Annotated in this window: 25 protein-coding genes; all 25 read right to left on the bottom strand. The window is 64.6% G+C overall.

Features of this window, described 5'->3' with window-relative positions:
- Positions 1-83: 83 nt before the first annotated feature.
- Positions 84-1,448 carry a preprotein translocase subunit SecY gene (secY, locus tag LVB87_RS07775; RefSeq protein ID WP_232900382.1) on the bottom strand — a complete coding sequence of 455 codons (1,365 nt, stop codon included), beginning with the start codon at positions 1,446-1,448 and terminating at the stop codon, positions 84-86.
- Positions 1,449-1,455: 7 nt separating this feature from the next.
- Positions 1,456-1,893, bottom strand: coding sequence for a 50S ribosomal protein L15 (gene rplO, locus LVB87_RS07770; RefSeq protein WP_232900381.1), 438 nt, complete (start codon positions 1,891-1,893; stop codon positions 1,456-1,458).
- A 4-nt stretch (positions 1,894-1,897) separates the two neighbouring features.
- Positions 1,898-2,104: a 50S ribosomal protein L30 gene (gene rpmD, locus LVB87_RS07765; protein WP_232900379.1), complete on the bottom strand. Its 207-nt coding sequence runs from the start codon at positions 2,102-2,104 to the stop codon at positions 1,898-1,900.
- The gene (gene rpsE / locus LVB87_RS07760; protein ID WP_232900377.1) at positions 2,097-2,639 is read right to left on the bottom strand and encodes a 30S ribosomal protein S5; all 543 of its coding nucleotides are present in this window, start codon (positions 2,637-2,639) and stop codon (positions 2,097-2,099) included. Before rpsE ends, rpmD begins: the two co-directional genes overlap by 8 nt.
- 158 nt (positions 2,640-2,797) lie before the next feature.
- Positions 2,798-3,151, bottom strand: a complete 354-nt coding sequence (rplR, locus tag LVB87_RS07755; protein ID WP_232900376.1) for a 50S ribosomal protein L18 — start codon at positions 3,149-3,151, stop codon at positions 2,798-2,800.
- A gap of 28 nt (positions 3,152-3,179) precedes the next feature.
- A complete protein-coding gene (gene rplF, locus LVB87_RS07750) occupies positions 3,180-3,707 on the bottom strand; it encodes a 50S ribosomal protein L6 (RefSeq protein ID WP_232900374.1) in 528 nt (175 codons plus the stop codon).
- A 14-nt stretch (positions 3,708-3,721) separates the two neighbouring features.
- Entirely contained in the window at positions 3,722-4,117 is a 396-nt protein-coding gene (gene rpsH, locus LVB87_RS07745; protein WP_232900373.1) for a 30S ribosomal protein S8, read from the bottom strand.
- A 72-nt stretch (positions 4,118-4,189) separates the two neighbouring features.
- Entirely contained in the window at positions 4,190-4,495 is a 306-nt protein-coding gene (rpsN, locus tag LVB87_RS07740; protein WP_232900371.1) for a 30S ribosomal protein S14, read from the bottom strand.
- An 11-nt stretch (positions 4,496-4,506) separates the two neighbouring features.
- Positions 4,507-5,046, bottom strand: coding sequence for a 50S ribosomal protein L5 (rplE, locus tag LVB87_RS07735; protein WP_232900369.1), 540 nt, complete (start codon positions 5,044-5,046; stop codon positions 4,507-4,509).
- A gap of 20 nt (positions 5,047-5,066) precedes the next feature.
- Positions 5,067-5,381, bottom strand: a complete 315-nt coding sequence (rplX, locus tag LVB87_RS07730; RefSeq protein WP_232900368.1) for a 50S ribosomal protein L24 — start codon at positions 5,379-5,381, stop codon at positions 5,067-5,069.
- A 16-nt stretch (positions 5,382-5,397) separates the two neighbouring features.
- Positions 5,398-5,766, bottom strand: coding sequence for a 50S ribosomal protein L14 (gene rplN, locus LVB87_RS07725; protein ID WP_036167737.1), 369 nt, complete (start codon positions 5,764-5,766; stop codon positions 5,398-5,400).
- Between the two features lie 12 nt (positions 5,767-5,778).
- Positions 5,779-6,042, bottom strand: a complete 264-nt coding sequence (gene rpsQ / locus LVB87_RS07720; RefSeq protein WP_232900367.1) for a 30S ribosomal protein S17 — start codon at positions 6,040-6,042, stop codon at positions 5,779-5,781.
- Between the two features lie 12 nt (positions 6,043-6,054).
- Entirely contained in the window at positions 6,055-6,246 is a 192-nt protein-coding gene (gene rpmC, locus LVB87_RS07715) for a 50S ribosomal protein L29 (RefSeq protein WP_232900365.1), read from the bottom strand.
- Positions 6,246-6,659 (bottom strand): 50S ribosomal protein L16, encoded by a 414-nt coding sequence (gene rplP / locus LVB87_RS07710; RefSeq protein WP_232900364.1) that lies wholly within the window; start codon positions 6,657-6,659, stop codon positions 6,246-6,248. The genes rpmC and rplP overlap by 1 nt, the downstream gene beginning before the upstream one ends.
- 2 nt (positions 6,660-6,661) lie before the next feature.
- The gene (gene rpsC / locus LVB87_RS07705) at positions 6,662-7,405 is read right to left on the bottom strand and encodes a 30S ribosomal protein S3 (protein WP_232900362.1); all 744 of its coding nucleotides are present in this window, start codon (positions 7,403-7,405) and stop codon (positions 6,662-6,664) included.
- Positions 7,406-7,420: 15 nt separating this feature from the next.
- Positions 7,421-7,756 (bottom strand): 50S ribosomal protein L22, encoded by a 336-nt coding sequence (rplV, locus tag LVB87_RS07700; RefSeq protein WP_232900360.1) that lies wholly within the window; start codon positions 7,754-7,756, stop codon positions 7,421-7,423.
- Positions 7,757-7,766: 10 nt separating this feature from the next.
- A complete protein-coding gene (gene rpsS, locus LVB87_RS07695; protein ID WP_232900358.1) occupies positions 7,767-8,036 on the bottom strand; it encodes a 30S ribosomal protein S19 in 270 nt (89 codons plus the stop codon).
- 6 nt (positions 8,037-8,042) lie between these two features.
- Complete coding sequence (gene rplB, locus LVB87_RS07690) at positions 8,043-8,870, bottom strand: 50S ribosomal protein L2 (protein ID WP_232900356.1); 828 nt, start codon at positions 8,868-8,870, stop codon at positions 8,043-8,045.
- Between the two features lie 10 nt (positions 8,871-8,880).
- Positions 8,881-9,183 (bottom strand): 50S ribosomal protein L23, encoded by a 303-nt coding sequence (gene rplW, locus LVB87_RS07685; protein WP_232900355.1) that lies wholly within the window; start codon positions 9,181-9,183, stop codon positions 8,881-8,883.
- On the bottom strand, positions 9,180-9,785 hold the full coding sequence (gene rplD / locus LVB87_RS07680; RefSeq protein ID WP_232900353.1) for a 50S ribosomal protein L4: 606 nt from the start codon (positions 9,783-9,785) through the stop codon (positions 9,180-9,182). The genes rplW and rplD overlap by 4 nt, the downstream gene beginning before the upstream one ends.
- Before the next feature lie 5 nt (positions 9,786-9,790).
- The gene (rplC, locus tag LVB87_RS07675; protein WP_232900352.1) at positions 9,791-10,447 is read right to left on the bottom strand and encodes a 50S ribosomal protein L3; all 657 of its coding nucleotides are present in this window, start codon (positions 10,445-10,447) and stop codon (positions 9,791-9,793) included.
- Positions 10,448-10,457: 10 nt separating this feature from the next.
- Positions 10,458-10,769, bottom strand: a complete 312-nt coding sequence (rpsJ, locus tag LVB87_RS07670) for a 30S ribosomal protein S10 (protein ID WP_027082406.1) — start codon at positions 10,767-10,769, stop codon at positions 10,458-10,460.
- A gap of 358 nt (positions 10,770-11,127) precedes the next feature.
- On the bottom strand, positions 11,128-12,318 hold the full coding sequence (tuf, locus tag LVB87_RS07665; RefSeq protein ID WP_232900336.1) for an elongation factor Tu: 1,191 nt from the start codon (positions 12,316-12,318) through the stop codon (positions 11,128-11,130).
- A 28-nt stretch (positions 12,319-12,346) separates the two neighbouring features.
- Positions 12,347-14,437, bottom strand: coding sequence for an elongation factor G (gene fusA / locus LVB87_RS07660; protein ID WP_232900350.1), 2,091 nt, complete (start codon positions 14,435-14,437; stop codon positions 12,347-12,349).
- 119 nt (positions 14,438-14,556) lie between these two features.
- A complete protein-coding gene (gene rpsG, locus LVB87_RS07655; RefSeq protein WP_232900348.1) occupies positions 14,557-15,024 on the bottom strand; it encodes a 30S ribosomal protein S7 in 468 nt (155 codons plus the stop codon).
- Positions 15,025-15,030 lie beyond the last annotated feature (6 nt).

Genomic DNA, 15,030 nt, shown 5'->3' with positions numbered 1-15,030 from the left:
ACCGTGGGGCGAGTCGCCCTGGTCGACCCGGGCGAAACCCGGGCCGGGGTGCGGAAGCGGCCGTGGCCGCCCCGCGGTGTCTATCAACGGCCGGTGAGGCCGGGGCGCGAACCCTTGAGGTTCGCCTTCTTCAACAGGCTTTCGTACTGGTGCGAGGTCAGGTGCGCCTGGATCTGCGCCATGAAATCCATCACCACCACCACCACGATCAGCAGCGAGGTGCCGCCGAAGTAGAACGAAGCGCCGATCTTGGTGCGCATGATCTCCGGGAGCAGGCAGACCAGCACCAGGTAGATCGCGCCGGCGCCCGTCAGTCGGGTCAGCACGCCGTCGATGTAATCCGCCGTCGCCTTGCCCGGACGGATGCCCGGGATGAGCGCGCCCGACTTCTTGAGGTTGTCGGCCGTTTCCTGCGAGTTGAACACCAGCGCCGTGTAGAAGAACGCGAAGCCGATGATCAGGGACGCGAACAGGATCATGTGCAGCGGTTCGCCCGGGGCCAGCGACTGCGCCGCCTGCTGGAGGAAACGCTGGAAGCCGGTGCCCTGCCCGCTCTGGCCGAACCAGGTGGAGGCGGTCGCCGGGAACATGATCAGGCTCGAGGCGAAGATCGGCGGGATCACGCCGGCCATGTTGAGCTTGAGCGGCAGGAACGAGGTCTGGTTCATGTACGCGTTGCGACCGCCCTGGCGGCGCGCGTAGTTCACCGTCACCCGGCGCTGGCCGCGTTCGACGAACACGACGAAGAACGTGAAGACCAGGACGATCGCGACGATCGCCATCACCTGCAGCGCACTCATGTCGCCGTTGCGGGCCTGTTCCAGCGTGGTCAGGACCGCGCCCGGCAGGCCGGCCACGATGCCGGCGAAGATGATCAGCGACACACCGTTGCCGATGCCGCGCTCGGTGACCTGCTCGCCGAGCCACATGAGGAACATCGTGCCCGCGGTGAGCGCGACGACGGCCGTCATGACGAAGCCCGGGCCCGGGTTGTACACCACGGGGATCCCGCTCTGCGCGCCCGAACCCTGCAGCGCCATCGCGATGCCGGCGGCCTGGAAGATCGCCAGGCCCACCGCGCCGACGCGCGAGTACTGGGTGATCTTGCGGCGACCGGACTCGCCTTCCTTCGACATCGCCTTCCAGCTGGGCAGGATCTGCGTCATCAGCTGGACGACGATCGATGCCGAGATGTAGGGCACGACGTTGAGCGCGAACAGGCTGAAGCGCTGGAGCGCACCACCCGAGAACATGTTGAACATGTCCACGATGGTGCCCTTCTGCGACTCCATGAGCTGCAGCATCGCTTGCGGGTTGACGCCCGGCACCGGGATGTAGCAACCGATGCGATAGACGATCAACGCGCCCACCACGAACATCAGGCGTTGGCGAAGCTCGGTGAACTTACCGAGCCCGCCACCCAGGGACGCCGCTGCGCCTCGCGCCATGCGTCGGTTACTCCCCGACCTTGCCGCCGGCCGCTTCGATCGCGGCCTTGGCACCTGCCGTGGCCATCAGGCCGGACAGGATGAACTTCTTGGTCACTTCGCCCTTCTTGACGATCTTGACCTTCTTCGCGGCCGCCGGGATCAGCTTGGCGGCGCGCAGCGCGGCGACGTCGATCGTGCCGGCGTCCAGCTTGTCCAGCTGGTACAGCAGCACTTCGGCGGCGTCCTTCTGCATCTTCGACCGGAAACCGATCTTCGGCAGGCGACGCTGCATGGGCATCTGGCCGCCTTCGAAGCCGGCCTTGATCTTGCCCTTGCCGCTACGCGCGAAAGAACCCTTGTGGCCGCGGCCCGCGGTCTTGCCGAGGCCCGAACCGATACCACGACCAACGCGGACGCGCTCCTTGCGGGCACCGTCGGCGGGCTTGAGAGAATTGAGGCGCATGTGATCAGTCCTCCACGCGAACGAGGTAGTGCAGCTGCGTGATCAGGCCACGCACCTGCGGGCTGTCCTTCAGCTCGCGCACATCGTTGAGCTTGTTCAGGCCGAGCGCGCGCACCGACAGGCGATGACGCGCCTGCGTGCCGCGAAGACCCTTGACGAGGCGCACCTTGACGGTGCCCGTGTTGGTGGCGGGAGCCTTGGACTTAGCCATGGGACAGCTCCTCGACCTTCTTGCCGCGCTTGGCCGCGATCTTCGCCGGCGAATGCATCTCACCGAGGCCGCGCAGCGTGGCGCGCACCAGGTTGATCGGGTTGCGCGAGCCGACGGCCTTCGCCAGCACGTTCTTGACGCCGACCGCTTCGAGCACGGCGCGCATCGCGCCGCCGGCGATCACGCCGGTACCTTCGGAAGCCGGCTGCATGAAGACGCGCGCGGCGCCGTGGCCCGACTTCACGGCATGCCACAGCGTGCCGTTGTTGAGGTCCACGTTGATGAAGCTCTTGCGGGCGTATTCCATCGACTTCTGGATGGCGACCGGCACTTCGCGCGCCTTGCCGTAACCAAAACCGACCTTGCCGTTGCCGTCGCCCACCACCGTCAGTGCGGTGAAGGTGAACTGGCGACCGCCCTTGACCGTCTTGCTGACGCGGTTGACCGCGATCAGCTTCTCGATCATGCCGTCATCGACTTCTTCGCGATCGCGATTGCGATCGCGGCCCCGCGATTCACGCTGTTGTTCTGCCATGTGTGTGTCTCGGTAGTTGAAGTATGTACGGCTCGTGGCCGCTTAGAGTTGTTGGGTGGATCGGGTGCACCGCGCAGCGGAGAACTCCGTTGCGCGTCCTGCATGGCCCATGCAGGCGGGACACACGGCATGGGGCCGAAGCCCCACGCCTTCAAGCCTTAGAACTGCAAGCCACCTTCGCGGGCGGCATCGGCGAGCGCCTTGATGCGACCGTGGTAGCGGTAGCCCGAACGGTCGAAGGCGACCTTCTCGACGCCGGCGGCCTTGGCCTTCTCGGCGATCGCGCGACCGACCTTGGCGGCGGCGTCGGCGTTCTTGCCGTTCTTCAAACCTTCCTTCACTTCCGACTGCACGGTCGAGGCCGAAGCCAGGACCTTCGAGCCGTCGGCGCTGAACACCTGCGCGTACAGGTGCTGGCCGGTGCGCAGCACCGACAGGCGCGGCACGCCGAGTTCGCGGATGTGCGCACGGGTCGACTTGGCGCGGCGCAGGCGGGCGGGTTTCTTGTTCATGCTCTGGTCTCCGAAAGCTGAAAGCCGCTTAGGCCTTCTTGGCTTCCTTGCGGATGATGTTCTCGCCGGCGTACTTCACGCCCTTGCCCTTGTAGGGCTCCGGCGGACGGAAGCCACGGATCTTGGCGGCGACTTCGCCGACGCGCTGCTTGTCGGCGCCCGACACGACGATTTCCGTCTGGGTCGGAGTGGCGATGGTGATGCCTTCCGGGGCCGTGAACAGCACCGGGTGCGAGAAACCCAGCGACAGGTTCAGGTCCTTGCCCTGCATCGCGGCACGGTAACCGACGCCGACGAGCTCAAGCTTGCGCTCGAAGCCCTGGCTGACGCCCAGGACCATGTTCGCGAGGATGGCGCGCAGCGTACCGGCGAGCGGCACGAGCGAGGGATCGTTGGCCGACACGTTGGCGGTGTCGTTCTCGATCTGGACGGCGATGCCGGCCGGCTTGGCGATCGACAGGGTGCCCTTCGGGCCCTTGACGCTCACGGATTCCGGCTGGACGTTAAATTCGATGCCCTTGGCGAGGGCGATCGGCTTCTTGGCGACGCGGGACATGTGTCGTTACTCCCTTAGGCCACGAAGCACAGGACTTCACCGCCGACGCCCTGCTGGCGCGCCTGCGAGTCGGTCATGATGCCCTTCGAGGTGGAGATGATCGCAACGCCGAGGCCACCGAGGACCTTGGGCAGTTCATCCTTGCCGCGGTACTGGCGCAGGCTGGAGCGCGAAACGCGCTGCAGGCGCTCGATGACCGGCTTGCCTTCGTAGTACTTCAGCGCGATTTCCAGGACCGACTTGGCGCCGTCCTTGGTCACGCGCGACGACGCGATGTAGCCCTCGTCCTGGAGGACCTTGGCGATCGCGACCTTGATCTTCGACGACGGCATCGACACCGTCGGCTTGCCGACGGCGGCCGCATTCTTGATGCGGACCAGCATGTCGGCGATGGGATCAGTCATGCTCATTGAGTAATACCTTTGAGTGCACCGATATCCGCGGAATTGCGAATAGCTTCTTGCGTGGGTGTTGCGGGGTGTTTACCAGGACGCCTTGCGGAGGCCCGGGACGTCGCCGTTCATCGTCGCCTTGCGCAGCATGTTTCGCGCCAGGCCGAACTTCTGGTAGACGCCGCGCGGACGGCCGGTGATGGCGCAACGGTTGCGCTGGCGGCATTCCGACGAGTCACGCGGCAGCTTCTGCAGCTTGACCACGGCTTCCATCTTTTCTTCGTACGACGCGGTCTGGCTGGAGATGATCTTCTTCAGCGCTTCGCGCTTGCCGCCGTGCTGCTTGGCGAGCTTGGCGCGCTTGACTTCGCGGTTGACCATCGAGGTCTTGGCCATGGTGTCAGCCCTTAATTACGGAACGGGAAGCGGAAGGCTTCGAGCAGGGCCTTGGCCTCTGCGTCGCTCTTCGCCGTGGTGGTGATCGCGATGTCCATGCCGCGCATGGCGTCGACCTGGTCGAAATCGATCTCCGGGAAGATGATCTGTTCCTTGACGCCCATGTTGTAGTTGCCGCGGCCGTCGAACGAACGACCCGACACGCCGCGGAAGTCGCGGACGCGCGGCAGCGAGATGTTGATCAGGCGGTCCAGGAACTCGAACATGTGGGCGCGGCGCAAGGTGACCTTGCAACCGATCGGCCAACCGTCGCGGATCTTGAACGAGGCCACCGAGATGCGCGACTTGGTGACGAGCGGCTTCTGGCCGCTGATCTTGGCCATGTCGGCCACCGCGTTCTCGAGGATCTTCTTGTTGGCCGCCGCTTCGCCCACGCCCATGTTGAGCGTGATCTTGACGAGCTTCGGCACCTGCATCGGATTGGTGTAGCCGAACTGCTGCATCAGCTTCGGCACCACTTCTTCCTTGTAAAACGTTTCAAGCCGGGTCATTGCATCTTCCTCCGACGGCATCAACCGTCGATCGATTCACCACTGGAGCGGAACACACGCAATTTGCGTCCATCCTCCAGGACCTTGAAGCCGACGCGTTCGCCCTTGCCCGTCGCCGGGTTGAAGAGCATCACGTTCGAGATATGGATCGGCGCTTCGCGCTCGATCACGCCGCCGGGCTGGCCGGCCTGCGGGTTCGGCTTGGTGTGGCGCTTGATGACGTTGATGTTGGAGACGACGATCTTGTCGCCGGCCACGCGCACCACGTCACCACGCTTGCCCTTGTCCTTGCCGGAGATGACGACCACCTGGTCGCCCTTGCGGATACGGTTCATGTCTGTTCCTTTCCGCTCAGAGCACTTCAGGCGCGAGCGAGACGATCTTCATGAACTTCTCGGAGCGCAGCTCGCGGGTCACAGGCCCGAAGATGCGCGTGCCGATCGGCTCATGCTTGTTGTTGAGCAACACGGCGGCGTTGCCATCGAAGCGGATCAGCGAACCGTCGGCGCGGCGCACACCCTTGCGGGTACGGACCACGACGGCGTCGTAGACGTCGCCCTTCTTGACCTTGCCGCGCGGGATCGCGTCCTTGACGGTCACCTTGATGATGTCGCCGATGTGGGCATAGCGGCGCTTCGAACCACCGAGCACCTTGATGCACATCAGTTCCTTGGCACCCGAGTTGTCGGCGGCGTCGAGATAGCTCTGCATCTGGATCATGGCTGTCTCTCCTTACTCGGCCGCACGCGTCAGGATTTCGACGACGCGCCAGTTCTTGGTCTTCGACATCGGCGCGCATTCCGCGATGCGCACGAAATCGCCTTCCTTGCAGGCGTTTTCGGCGTCATGCGCGTGCAGCTTGGTCGAGCGGCGGATGTACTTGCCGTACAGCGCGTGCTTGACCTGGCGCTCGACGAGCACGGTGATGGTCTTGTCCATCTTGTTGCTGACAACGCGGCCTTCGACCGTGTGCAGCTTCTTTTGAGTGTCGTTCATCGTCGCCATTCCTTACTTCTTGGCCGCGTCGCCCAGCAGCATGTTCACGCGCGCGATTTCGCGGCGGACACGGCGGGCTTCGTGGGTCTTGGCCAGCTGGCCCGTGGCCTTCTGCATGCGGAGCGCGAACTGCTCCTTCTGCAGGTCCACGAGGTGGGCCTTGAGCTCGGCGGCGTTCTTCGAACGCAGTTGCTTGAGTTCCATCAGCGCACCGTCCGGGTCACGAAAGTGGTGGTCACCGACAGCTTGGCGGCGGCCAGGCGGAATGCCTCGCGTGCCACTTCCTCGCTGACGCCCTCGATCTCATAGATCATGCGGCCCGGCTGGATCTGCGCGACCCAGTACTCCACGTTGCCCTTACCAGAACCCATTCGGACTTCGATGGGCTTCTTGGTGATCGGCTTGTCGGGGAACACGCGGATCCACATCTTGCCGCCGCGCTTGACGTAGCGGCTGATCGAGCGGCGGGCCGCTTCGATCTGGCGCGCGGTCAGCTGGCCGAAGGCAGTGGACTTCAGGCCGAACTCGCCGAACGAAACGGCGTTGCCGCTCCAGCTCAGGCTGTCGTTGCGGCCCTTGTGCATCTTGCGATATTTGGTTCGCTTCGGTTGCAACATGATTAATCCCTCGCCTCGCGCTCACGGCGCGGACCACGCGGACGGTCGGCGCGATCGCCGCGCTCACCACGCTCGGCGCGCGGCGTGTCGTCCTGCTTTTCCTGGCCGACCTGGCTGAAGTCGAAGACTTCGCCCTTGTAGACCCACACCTTGATGCCGATGATCCCGTACGTCGTCTTCGCTTCGGCAAAGCCGTAGTCGATGTCGGCGCGCAGGGTGTGCAGCGGCACGCGGCCTTCGCGGTACCACTCCGAACGGGCGATTTCCGCGCCGTTGAGGCGGCCGGCCACGTTGACCTTGATGCCCAGCGCGCCGAGGCGCATCGCGTTGCCGACGGCGCGCTTCATCGCGCGGCGGAACATGATGCGGCGCTCGAGCTGCTGCGCGATCGATTCGGCAACCAGCTGCGCGTCGAGTTCCGGCTTGCGGACTTCGGTGACGTTGATGTGCGCCGGGACGCCCATCAGGTCGCTGACGTCCTTGCGCAGCTTCTCGATGTCCTCGCCACGCTTGCCGATCACCACGCCCGGACGGGCGGTGTGGATCGTGACGCGCGCGTTGTTGGCGGGACGCTCGATCAGGATCTTCGAGATGCCGGCCTGCGCGAGCTTCTTGCGCAGCATGTCGCGGACCTTCAGGTCGGCGACCAGGTAGTCAGCGTAATGCTTCTTGCCGGCGAACCACTTGGAATTCCAGTCCTTGGCGATGCCCAGGCGGATGCCGGTCGGATGAACTTTATGACCCATGTCTGATCTCCGCCGTTACTTGCCGGCACCGACAACCACAGTGATGTGGCTGGTGCGCTTGAGGATCCGGGTGCCGCGGCCCTTCGCACGCGCCATGAAGCGCTTCAGCGTGGGGCCTTCGTCGACCATGATGGTCTTGACCTTCAGGTCGTCGGCGTCGGCGCCGTAGTTGTTCTCGGCGTTGGAGGCGGCCGAATACACGATCTTGTAGATCATGCCGGCGGCCTTCTTGTCCGAGAACTTCAGCAGCGCGAGCGCGCGGTCCACGGGCATGCCGCGCACCTGGTCGGCGACGAGACGGGCCTTCTGGGCAGAGATGCGCGCAGAGCGCAGGATGGCTTTCGCTTCCATGGTCATCTCCTTACTTCCCGGCCTTCTTGTCGCCGCCATGACCCTTGAACGTACGGGTCAGGGCGAACTCGCCAAGCTTGTGGCCAACCATGTTTTCGTTGACCAGGACCGGGATGTGGTTCTTGCCGTTGTGCACGGCGATGGTGAAACCCACCATTTCCGGCATGACCATCGAACGACGCGACCAGGTCTTGATCGGCTTCTTGTTGTTGCCCGCGGTCTCCACCTTCTTCATCAGGTGGTGGTCGACGAACGGACCCTTCTTCAGTGAACGTGCCATGGCCGATTAACCCCTGCGATCGCGCACGATGAATTGCGTGGTGCGCTTGTTCTTGCGCGTCTTGTAACCCTTCGTCGGGACACCCCACGGGGTGACCGGATGCGGGTTGCCCTGGCCGGCCTTCGCCTCGCCACCACCGTGCGGGTGGTCCACCGGGTTCATGGCGGCGCCGCGAACGGTCGGCTTGATGCCGCGCCAACGCTTCGCACCGGCCTTGCCCAGCTTTTCGAGGTTGTGCTCGACGTTGCCGACTTCACCGACGGTGGCGCGGCACTCGGCCGGCACCTTGCGCATTTCGCCGGAGCGAAGACGCAGCGTGGCGTAACCGGATTCGCGTGCGATGAGCTGCACGCCGGCGCCGGCGGCACGAGCGAGCTGCGCACCCTTGCCCGGCTTCATCTCGATGCAATGCACCGTGGAGCCGACGGGGATGTTGCGCAGCGGCAGCGTGTTGCCGACCTTGATCGGGGCGTCGCGACCCGCGATGACCTGGTCGCCGCTCTTCAGGCCCTTCGGGGCGATGATGTAGCGACGCTCGCCATCGACGTAGCACAGCAGCGCGATGTGCGCGGTGCGGTTGGGATCGTATTCGATCCGCTCCACGCGCGCCGGAATGCCTTCCTTGTCGCGCTTGAAGTCGATGATGCGGTAGTTCTGCTTGTGGCCACCACCGATGTGGCGGGTGGTGATGCGACCGTGGTGGTTACGACCACCGGTCTTGCTCTTCTTCTCGACCAGCGCGGCGAACGGCGCCCCCTTGTGGAGGTCCGGCGTCACGACACGGACCGCGCTGCGGCGGCCGGGCGAGGTGGGCTTGAAAGTCATCAATGCCATGGGTCTGTCCTCAGGCCTTGGCCATCATCACGTCGATCGACTGGCCTTCGGCCAGCTTCACGTACGCCTTGCGCCAGTCGCCGCGCTTGCCTTGGCGAAACTTGAAGGACTTGTTCTTGCCCTTCACGTTCACCACGTTCACCGCCTCGACCTTGACGTCGAAGATCTGCTCGACCGCGGCCTTCACATCGGCCTTGGTGGCGTCCTTCGCGACTTCGAAGACGTACTGATTCGACACTTCCTGCAGGCGCGCGGTCTTTTCGGACACGCGCGGCGCACGGATCACTTCGTACACGTTGCTGATCGTGCTCATGCGAGCCACTCCTCGATCTTCTTCACCGCGTCGGTGGTGACCACGACCGTGTCGGCGCCGACGAGGGCGACCGGGTCGAGGCCCTGCACGTCGCGCACTTCGACATACGGCAGGTTGCGCGCGGACAGGTACAGCGATTCCGACGCTTCCTCGGTGACGATCAGCGGACGCTGGCCGACTTCGAGGCCCTTGAGCTTGGCGATCAGGCCCTTGGTCTTCGGCGCGTCGATATCGAACGAGTCGACGACCATGATGCGGCCCTGGCGGTTGAGTTCCGACAGGATCGCGGCCATCGCGGCGCGATACATCTTGCGGTTGACCTTCTGCGCGAAGCTGCGCGGCTTCGCCGCGAAGGTCACGCCGCCGCCGACGAAGATCGGAGCCGTCAGCGCGCCATGACGCGCACCGCCGCCCTTCTGCTTCTTCGACTTCTTGGTGGTGCCGTTGACTTCCGAGCGCGTCTTCTGCGCCTTGGTGCCGGCGCGACCCGCGTTGCGGTAGGCGACGACGACCTGGTGGACCAGGTCTTCCGAGAATTCACGGCCGAACACCGCGTCCGAAACGGACAGCGTGTTCTTGCTGTTGTTGATGGCGAGTTCCATGGTCCTCAGACTCCCTTGCTCGTCGGACGCACGATCACGTCGCCACCCGGCGCGCCCGGCACGGCACCGCGCACGGCGATCAGGCCGCGTTCGGCGTCGACCTTGACGACCTTCAGGTTCTGCGTCGTCTGGGTTTCGGCACCCATGTGGCCCGACATCTTCTTGCCCGGGAACACGCGGCCCGGCGTCTGGCGCTGGCCGATCGAACCCGGCGAACGGTGCGACAGCGAGTTGCCGTGCGTCGCGTCGCCCATGGTGAAGTTCCAGCGCTTGATCGTGCCCTGGAAGCCCTTGCCCTTGGTGATGCCCTGGACGTCGACGGCCTGGCCGACTTCGAAGATGTCGGCGCGGATTTCGCCGCCGACCTGGAAGTCGGTGATCTTGTCGTCGGCAACGCGCAGTTCCCACAGGCCGCGACCAGCTTCCACCTTCGCCTTGGCGAGGTGGCCGGCTTCCGGCTTGTTGATCAGCGCGGCGCGCTTGACGCCGACGGTGACCTGCACGGCGCTGTAGCCGTCGGTCTCGACCGTCTTCACCTGGGTGATGCGGTTCGGGGTGGCTTCAATCAGGGTCACCGGGATGGACTTGCCATCTTCGGTAAACACGCGGCTCATGCCGGCCTTGCGGCCGACGATGCCCAACGAATGCTTCTTCGCGGTCATGGTAGGGGCCTCAGGTCAGCTTGATCTGCACGTCGACGCCAGCCGCGAGTTCGAGCTTCATCAGCGCGTCCACGGTCTTGTCGTTCGGGTCGACGATGTCGAGCACGCGCTTGTGCGTGCGGGTTTCGTACTGGTCGCGCGCGTCCTTGTCGGCGTGCGGCGACGTGAGAATGGTGTAGCGCTCGAGCTTGGTCGGCAGCGGGATCGGGCCGCGCACTTGCGCGCCGGTCCGCTTGGCCGTCTCGACGATCTCGCTGGCCGAGCGGTCGATCAGACGATGATCGTATGCCTTCAGCCGAATCCGGATCTTCTGGTCCGCCATGACGGGAATTCCTCTGGAAAGAGCGGAGGGTCGGCCTCTGGGTGTGCCGACCCCGGGTTTCTTGGAACGATGGAGCGTCCTTCAAAAACAAAGCGGGCCCGGTTTCCCGGCCCGCCCAGACGGAATCGTGAACGCGCGAGCGGCCCCGCCATATGTGCTCCGAAGACCTTCGGAACGGGCGGAGCGCTACCGCGCGACATATCCCTGTCGGGCGAAAACGAAGTACGTCCTGTCCTTCATTTCGCTGGTCCCGCGGCCGTCCCTTTTCAGGTCTGGCTGCGGGGTCGTGCATTCTAGGGGGTCCCGGAGGGGAATGGCAACCCATTCCCCCCGAAACCACCTGATTTTCTTTGCTTTATTACTTGAGGATCTTCGCCACGACGCCGGCGCCGACCGTACGGCCGCCTTCGCGGATCGCGAAGCGCAGGCCATCGTCCATCGCCACCGGGTTGATCAGCTCGACCACCATCTTGATGTTGTCGCCCGGCATGACCATTTCCACGCCTTCCGGCAGGGTCACGGCGCCCGTGATGTCGGTCGTGCGGAAGTAGAACTGCGGGCGGTAGCCCTTGAAGAACGGCGTGTGGCGGCCGCCTTCGTCCTTCGACAGCACGTACACCTCGGCTTCGAACGTCGTGTGCGGCGTGATCGAACCCGGCTTGGCCAGCACCTGGCCACGCTCCACGTCGTCACGCTTGGTGCCGCGCAGCAGCAGGCCCGCGTTGTCGCCCGCCTGGCCCTGGTCCAGCAGCTTGCGGAACATTTCAACGCCCGTGACCGTCGTCTTCTGCGTCGGACGGATGCCGACGATTTCGATTTCGTCACCAACCTTGATGATGCCGCGCTCGATGCGGCCGGTCACCACGGTGCCGCGGCCCGAGATCGAGAACACGTCTTCCACCGGCATCAGGAACGGCTTGTCGATCGCGCGCTCCGGCTGCGGGATGAACGTGTCCAGCGCGTCCACCAGCTTCAGGATCGACGGCACGCCGATTTCCGACTGGTCGCCTTCCAGCGCCAGGCGCGCCGAACCCTTGATGATCGGGGTGTCGTCGCCCGGGAATTCGTACTTGGTCAGCAGCTCGCGCACTTCCATCTCGACCAGCTCGAGCAGTTCGGCGTCGTCCACCATGTCGGCCTTGTTCAGGAACACGACGATGTACGGCACGCCCACCTGGCGCGACAGCAGGATGTGTTCGCGCGTCTGCGGCATCGGGCCGTCCGCGGCCGAGCACACCAGGATCGCGCCGTCCATCTGCGCCGCACCCGTGATCATGTTCTTCACGTAGTCGGCGTGGCCCGGGCAGTCCACGTGCGCGTAGTGGCGCGTGGCCGATTCGTATTCCACGTGCGCCGTCGAGATCGTGATGCCGCGCGCCTTCTCTTCCGGCGCCGCGTCGATCGCGTCGTATGCCTTGAATTCGCCGCCGAAACGTTCCGCGCCCACCTTCGTCAGCGCCGCCGTCAGCGTCGTCTTGCCGTGGTCAACGTGACCGATCGTGCCCACGTTCACGTGGGGCTTGGTGCGCTCGAACTTACCCTTTGCCATGACTGTTTACCTCGAATGTGTGTGTTGATCAGGACTTCTTGATCACGGCCTCGGCGATGTTCGCCGGCGCTTCCGCGTAGTGATCGAATTCCATCGTGAAGGTGGCGCGGCCCTGCGACATCGAACGCAGCGTCGTCGCGTAGCCGAACATCTCGCCCAGCGGGATCATCGCGTCGATGATCTTGCCCGACGGGCTGTCGTCCTGGCCCTGCAGGATGCCGCGGCGGCGGCTCACGTCGCCCATCACGTCGCCGAGGTAATCCTCGGGCGTGACGATCTCGACCTTCATCATCGGCTCGAGCAGCGCGGGATTGGCCTTGTGGAAGCCTTCCTTGAAGCCCATCGAGCCGGCGATCTTGAACGCCATTTCGGACGAGTCGACTTCGTGGTACGAGCCGTCGATCAGGCGCACCTTGACGTCGACGATCGGGAAGCCGGCCATGATGCCGTTCGCGACCGCTTCCTGGATGCCCTTGTCGACCGCGGGGATGTATTCCTTCGGAATCACGCCGCCGACGATCGCGTTTTCGAACTCGTAGCCCTTGCCCTGTTCGTTCGGCGAGATCTCGAGCCACACGTGGCCGAACTGACCCTTGCCGCCCGACTGGCGCACGAACTTGCCTTCCGACTTGACCGCCTTGCGGATGGTTTCGCGGTAGGCGACCTGCGGCTTGCCGACGTTCGCTTCGACGTTGAACTCGCGCTTCATGCGGTCGACGAGGATTTCGAGGTGGAGCTCGCCCATGCCCGAGATGATCGTCTGGCCGGATTCTTCATCCGTGCGCACGCGGAACGAGGGGTCTTCCTGCGCGAGGCGACCCAGCGCAAGGCCCATCTTTTCCTGGTCCGACTTGGTCTTCGGCTCGACCGCCATCGAGATGACGGGCTCCGGGAACACCATGCGCTCGAGCGTGATGACGTGGTCCTGCGCGCACAGCGTGTCGCCGGTGGTCACGTCCTTCAGGCCGACGGCCGCGGCGATGTCGCCCGCGCGCACTTCCTTGATTTCGTCGCGGTTGTTGGCGTGCATCTGCAGGATGCGGCCCACGCGTTCCTTGCGCGACTTGATCGGGTTGTAGACCTGGTCGCCGGAGTTGAGCGTGCCCGAGTAGACGCGGAAGAACGTGAGCGAACCCACGAACGGGTCGGTCATGATCTTGAACGCGAGCGCGGAGAACGGATCGGTGTCCGTCGCGTTGCGGCTGTCTTCCTTGTCGTTCTCGTCGACGCCGGCCACCGGCGGACGATCGGACGGGGACGGCAGGTAGCGGATGACCGCGTCGAGCATCGCCTGGACGCCCTTGTTCTTGAACGCGGTGCCGCACAGCGCCGGGATGATCTCGCACTTCAGCGTGCGCTCGCGGATGCCCGCGATGATCTCGTCTTCCGACAGCTCACCTTCGTTGAGGTACTTGTCCATGAGCTCTTCGGACGCCTCGGCGGCAGCCTCGACCATGAACGCGCGCGCGCTCGCGCACTCGTCGGCCAGGTGCGCCGGAATGTCGGCGTATTCGAACTTGGTGCCCTTGGACTCCATGTCCCACACGATCGCCTTCATCTTGAGGAGATCGACGACGCCTTCGAAGTTGTCTTCGGCGCCGATCGGCACCTGCATCGGCACCGGGTACGCGCCAAGGCGCGACTTCAGCTGCTCGACGACCTTCGAGAAGTTGGCGCCGGTGCGGTCCATCTTGTTGACGAACGCAAGGCGCGGCACGTTGTATTTGTTGGCCTGGCGCCACACCGTCTCGGACTGCGGCTGCACGCCGCCGACCGCGCAGAGCACGAACACCGCACCGTCGAGCACGCGCAGCGAACGCTCGACTTCGATCGTGAAGTCGACGTGCCCGGGGGTGTCGATGATGTTGAAGCGGTATTCCGGGAAGGACATGTCCATGCCCTTCCAGAACGCCGTGGTCGCAGCCGACGTGATGGTGATGCCGCGTTCCTGCTCCTGCTCCATCCAGTCCATCGTCGCGGCGCCTTCGTGCACCTCGCCGATCTTGTGGTTGACGCCGGTGTAGAACAGGATGCGTTCGGTCGTCGTGGTCTTGCCGGCATCGATGTGGGCCATGATGCCGAAGTTGCGGTAACGCTCGATGGGAGTGGTGCGAGCCACGGGAATCTCTCGTTTCTGTGCGGACGAAATGTCCGGAAGGCCGAAGCCGCCCTGAAGGCGGCTCGACGGATGCGGCGGTCTGTGCCGCTACGGGCCCGCGCTGCGCGGGCCCGCGTGTCTTACCAGCGGTAGTGCGCGAACGCCTTGTTCGCTTCCGCCATGCGGTGCGTTTCTTCGCGCTTCTTGATCGCGCCGCCGCGGTTTTCCGAGGCGTCGACCAGCTCGCCGGCGAGCTTGCGCGGCATGCTGTTCTCGCCGCGCTTGCGGGCGGACTCGATCAGCCAGCGCATCGCCAGCGCCATGCGGCGCGACGAGCGGACTTCAACGGGAACCTGGTACGTGGCGCCGCCGACGCGACGCGACTTGACCTCGACCGACGGCGACACGTTGCCGAGCGCCTTTTCGACGAGCTCGAGCGCGTTGGCGTTCTTTTCGCCAATCACGTCCATCGCGCCGTACACGATCTTTTCGGCGACCGACTTCTTGCCGCTCTGCATGACCATGTTGATGAAGCGGGCGATCGTCTCGCTCCCGTGCTTCGGGTCGGGCAGGACGGTGCGCTGCGGAGTGGAACCTTTACGCGACATTTTCGA

Source organism: Lysobacter sp. KIS68-7 (assembly GCF_021284745.1).
Taxonomy (GTDB): domain Bacteria; phylum Pseudomonadota; class Gammaproteobacteria; order Xanthomonadales; family Xanthomonadaceae; genus Noviluteimonas.
Note: the sequence above shows the minus strand (reverse complement) of the source record. Positions and strands in the feature narration are given on the sequence as shown.

Coding starts and splice junctions, on each gene's coding strand:
- rpsH (WP_232900373.1), bottom strand. CDS start 4,117: ATGAGCATGACTGATCCCATCGCCGACATGCTGGTCCGCATCAAGAAT.
- rplF (WP_232900374.1), bottom strand. CDS start 3,707: ATGTCCCGCGTCGCCAAGAAGCCGATCGCCCTCGCCAAGGGCATCGAA.
- rpsS (WP_232900358.1), bottom strand. CDS start 8,036: ATGGCACGTTCACTGAAGAAGGGTCCGTTCGTCGACCACCACCTGATG.
- secY (WP_232900382.1), bottom strand. CDS start 1,448: ATGGCGCGAGGCGCAGCGGCGTCCCTGGGTGGCGGGCTCGGTAAGTTC.
- rplE (WP_232900369.1), bottom strand. CDS start 5,046: ATGACCCGGCTTGAAACGTTTTACAAGGAAGAAGTGGTGCCGAAGCTG.
- rpsE (WP_232900377.1), bottom strand. CDS start 2,639: ATGGCAGAACAACAGCGTGAATCGCGGGGCCGCGATCGCAATCGCGAT.
- rplO (WP_232900381.1), bottom strand. CDS start 1,893: ATGCGCCTCAATTCTCTCAAGCCCGCCGACGGTGCCCGCAAGGAGCGC.
- rpsN (WP_232900371.1), bottom strand. CDS start 4,495: ATGGCCAAGACCTCGATGGTCAACCGCGAAGTCAAGCGCGCCAAGCTC.
- rplV (WP_232900360.1), bottom strand. CDS start 7,756: ATGGAAGCGAAAGCCATCCTGCGCTCTGCGCGCATCTCTGCCCAGAAG.
- rpsC (WP_232900362.1), bottom strand. CDS start 7,405: ATGGGTCATAAAGTTCATCCGACCGGCATCCGCCTGGGCATCGCCAAG.
- rpmC (WP_232900365.1), bottom strand. CDS start 6,246: ATGGAACTCAAGCAACTGCGTTCGAAGAACGCCGCCGAGCTCAAGGCC.
- rplW (WP_232900355.1), bottom strand. CDS start 9,183: ATGAGCACGATCAGCAACGTGTACGAAGTGATCCGTGCGCCGCGCGTG.
- rpsG (WP_232900348.1), bottom strand. CDS start 15,024: ATGTCGCGTAAAGGTTCCACTCCGCAGCGCACCGTCCTGCCCGACCCG.
- rplD (WP_232900353.1), bottom strand. CDS start 9,785: ATGGAACTCGCCATCAACAACAGCAAGAACACGCTGTCCGTTTCGGAC.
- tuf (WP_232900336.1), bottom strand. CDS start 12,318: ATGGCAAAGGGTAAGTTCGAGCGCACCAAGCCCCACGTGAACGTGGGC.
- rplN (WP_036167737.1), bottom strand. CDS start 5,766: ATGATCCAGATGCAGAGCTATCTCGACGCCGCCGACAACTCGGGTGCC.
- rplR (WP_232900376.1), bottom strand. CDS start 3,151: ATGAACAAGAAACCCGCCCGCCTGCGCCGCGCCAAGTCGACCCGTGCG.
- rpmD (WP_232900379.1), bottom strand. CDS start 2,104: ATGGCTAAGTCCAAGGCTCCCGCCACCAACACGGGCACCGTCAAGGTG.
- rplC (WP_232900352.1), bottom strand. CDS start 10,447: ATGACCGCGAAGAAGCATTCGTTGGGCATCGTCGGCCGCAAGGCCGGC.
- rplX (WP_232900368.1), bottom strand. CDS start 5,381: ATGAACCGTATCCGCAAGGGCGACCAGGTGGTCGTCATCTCCGGCAAG.
- rpsQ (WP_232900367.1), bottom strand. CDS start 6,042: ATGAACGACACTCAAAAGAAGCTGCACACGGTCGAAGGCCGCGTTGTC.
- rplB (WP_232900356.1), bottom strand. CDS start 8,870: ATGGCATTGATGACTTTCAAGCCCACCTCGCCCGGCCGCCGCAGCGCG.
- rpsJ (WP_027082406.1), bottom strand. CDS start 10,769: ATGGCGGACCAGAAGATCCGGATTCGGCTGAAGGCATACGATCATCGT.
- rplP (WP_232900364.1), bottom strand. CDS start 6,659: ATGTTGCAACCGAAGCGAACCAAATATCGCAAGATGCACAAGGGCCGC.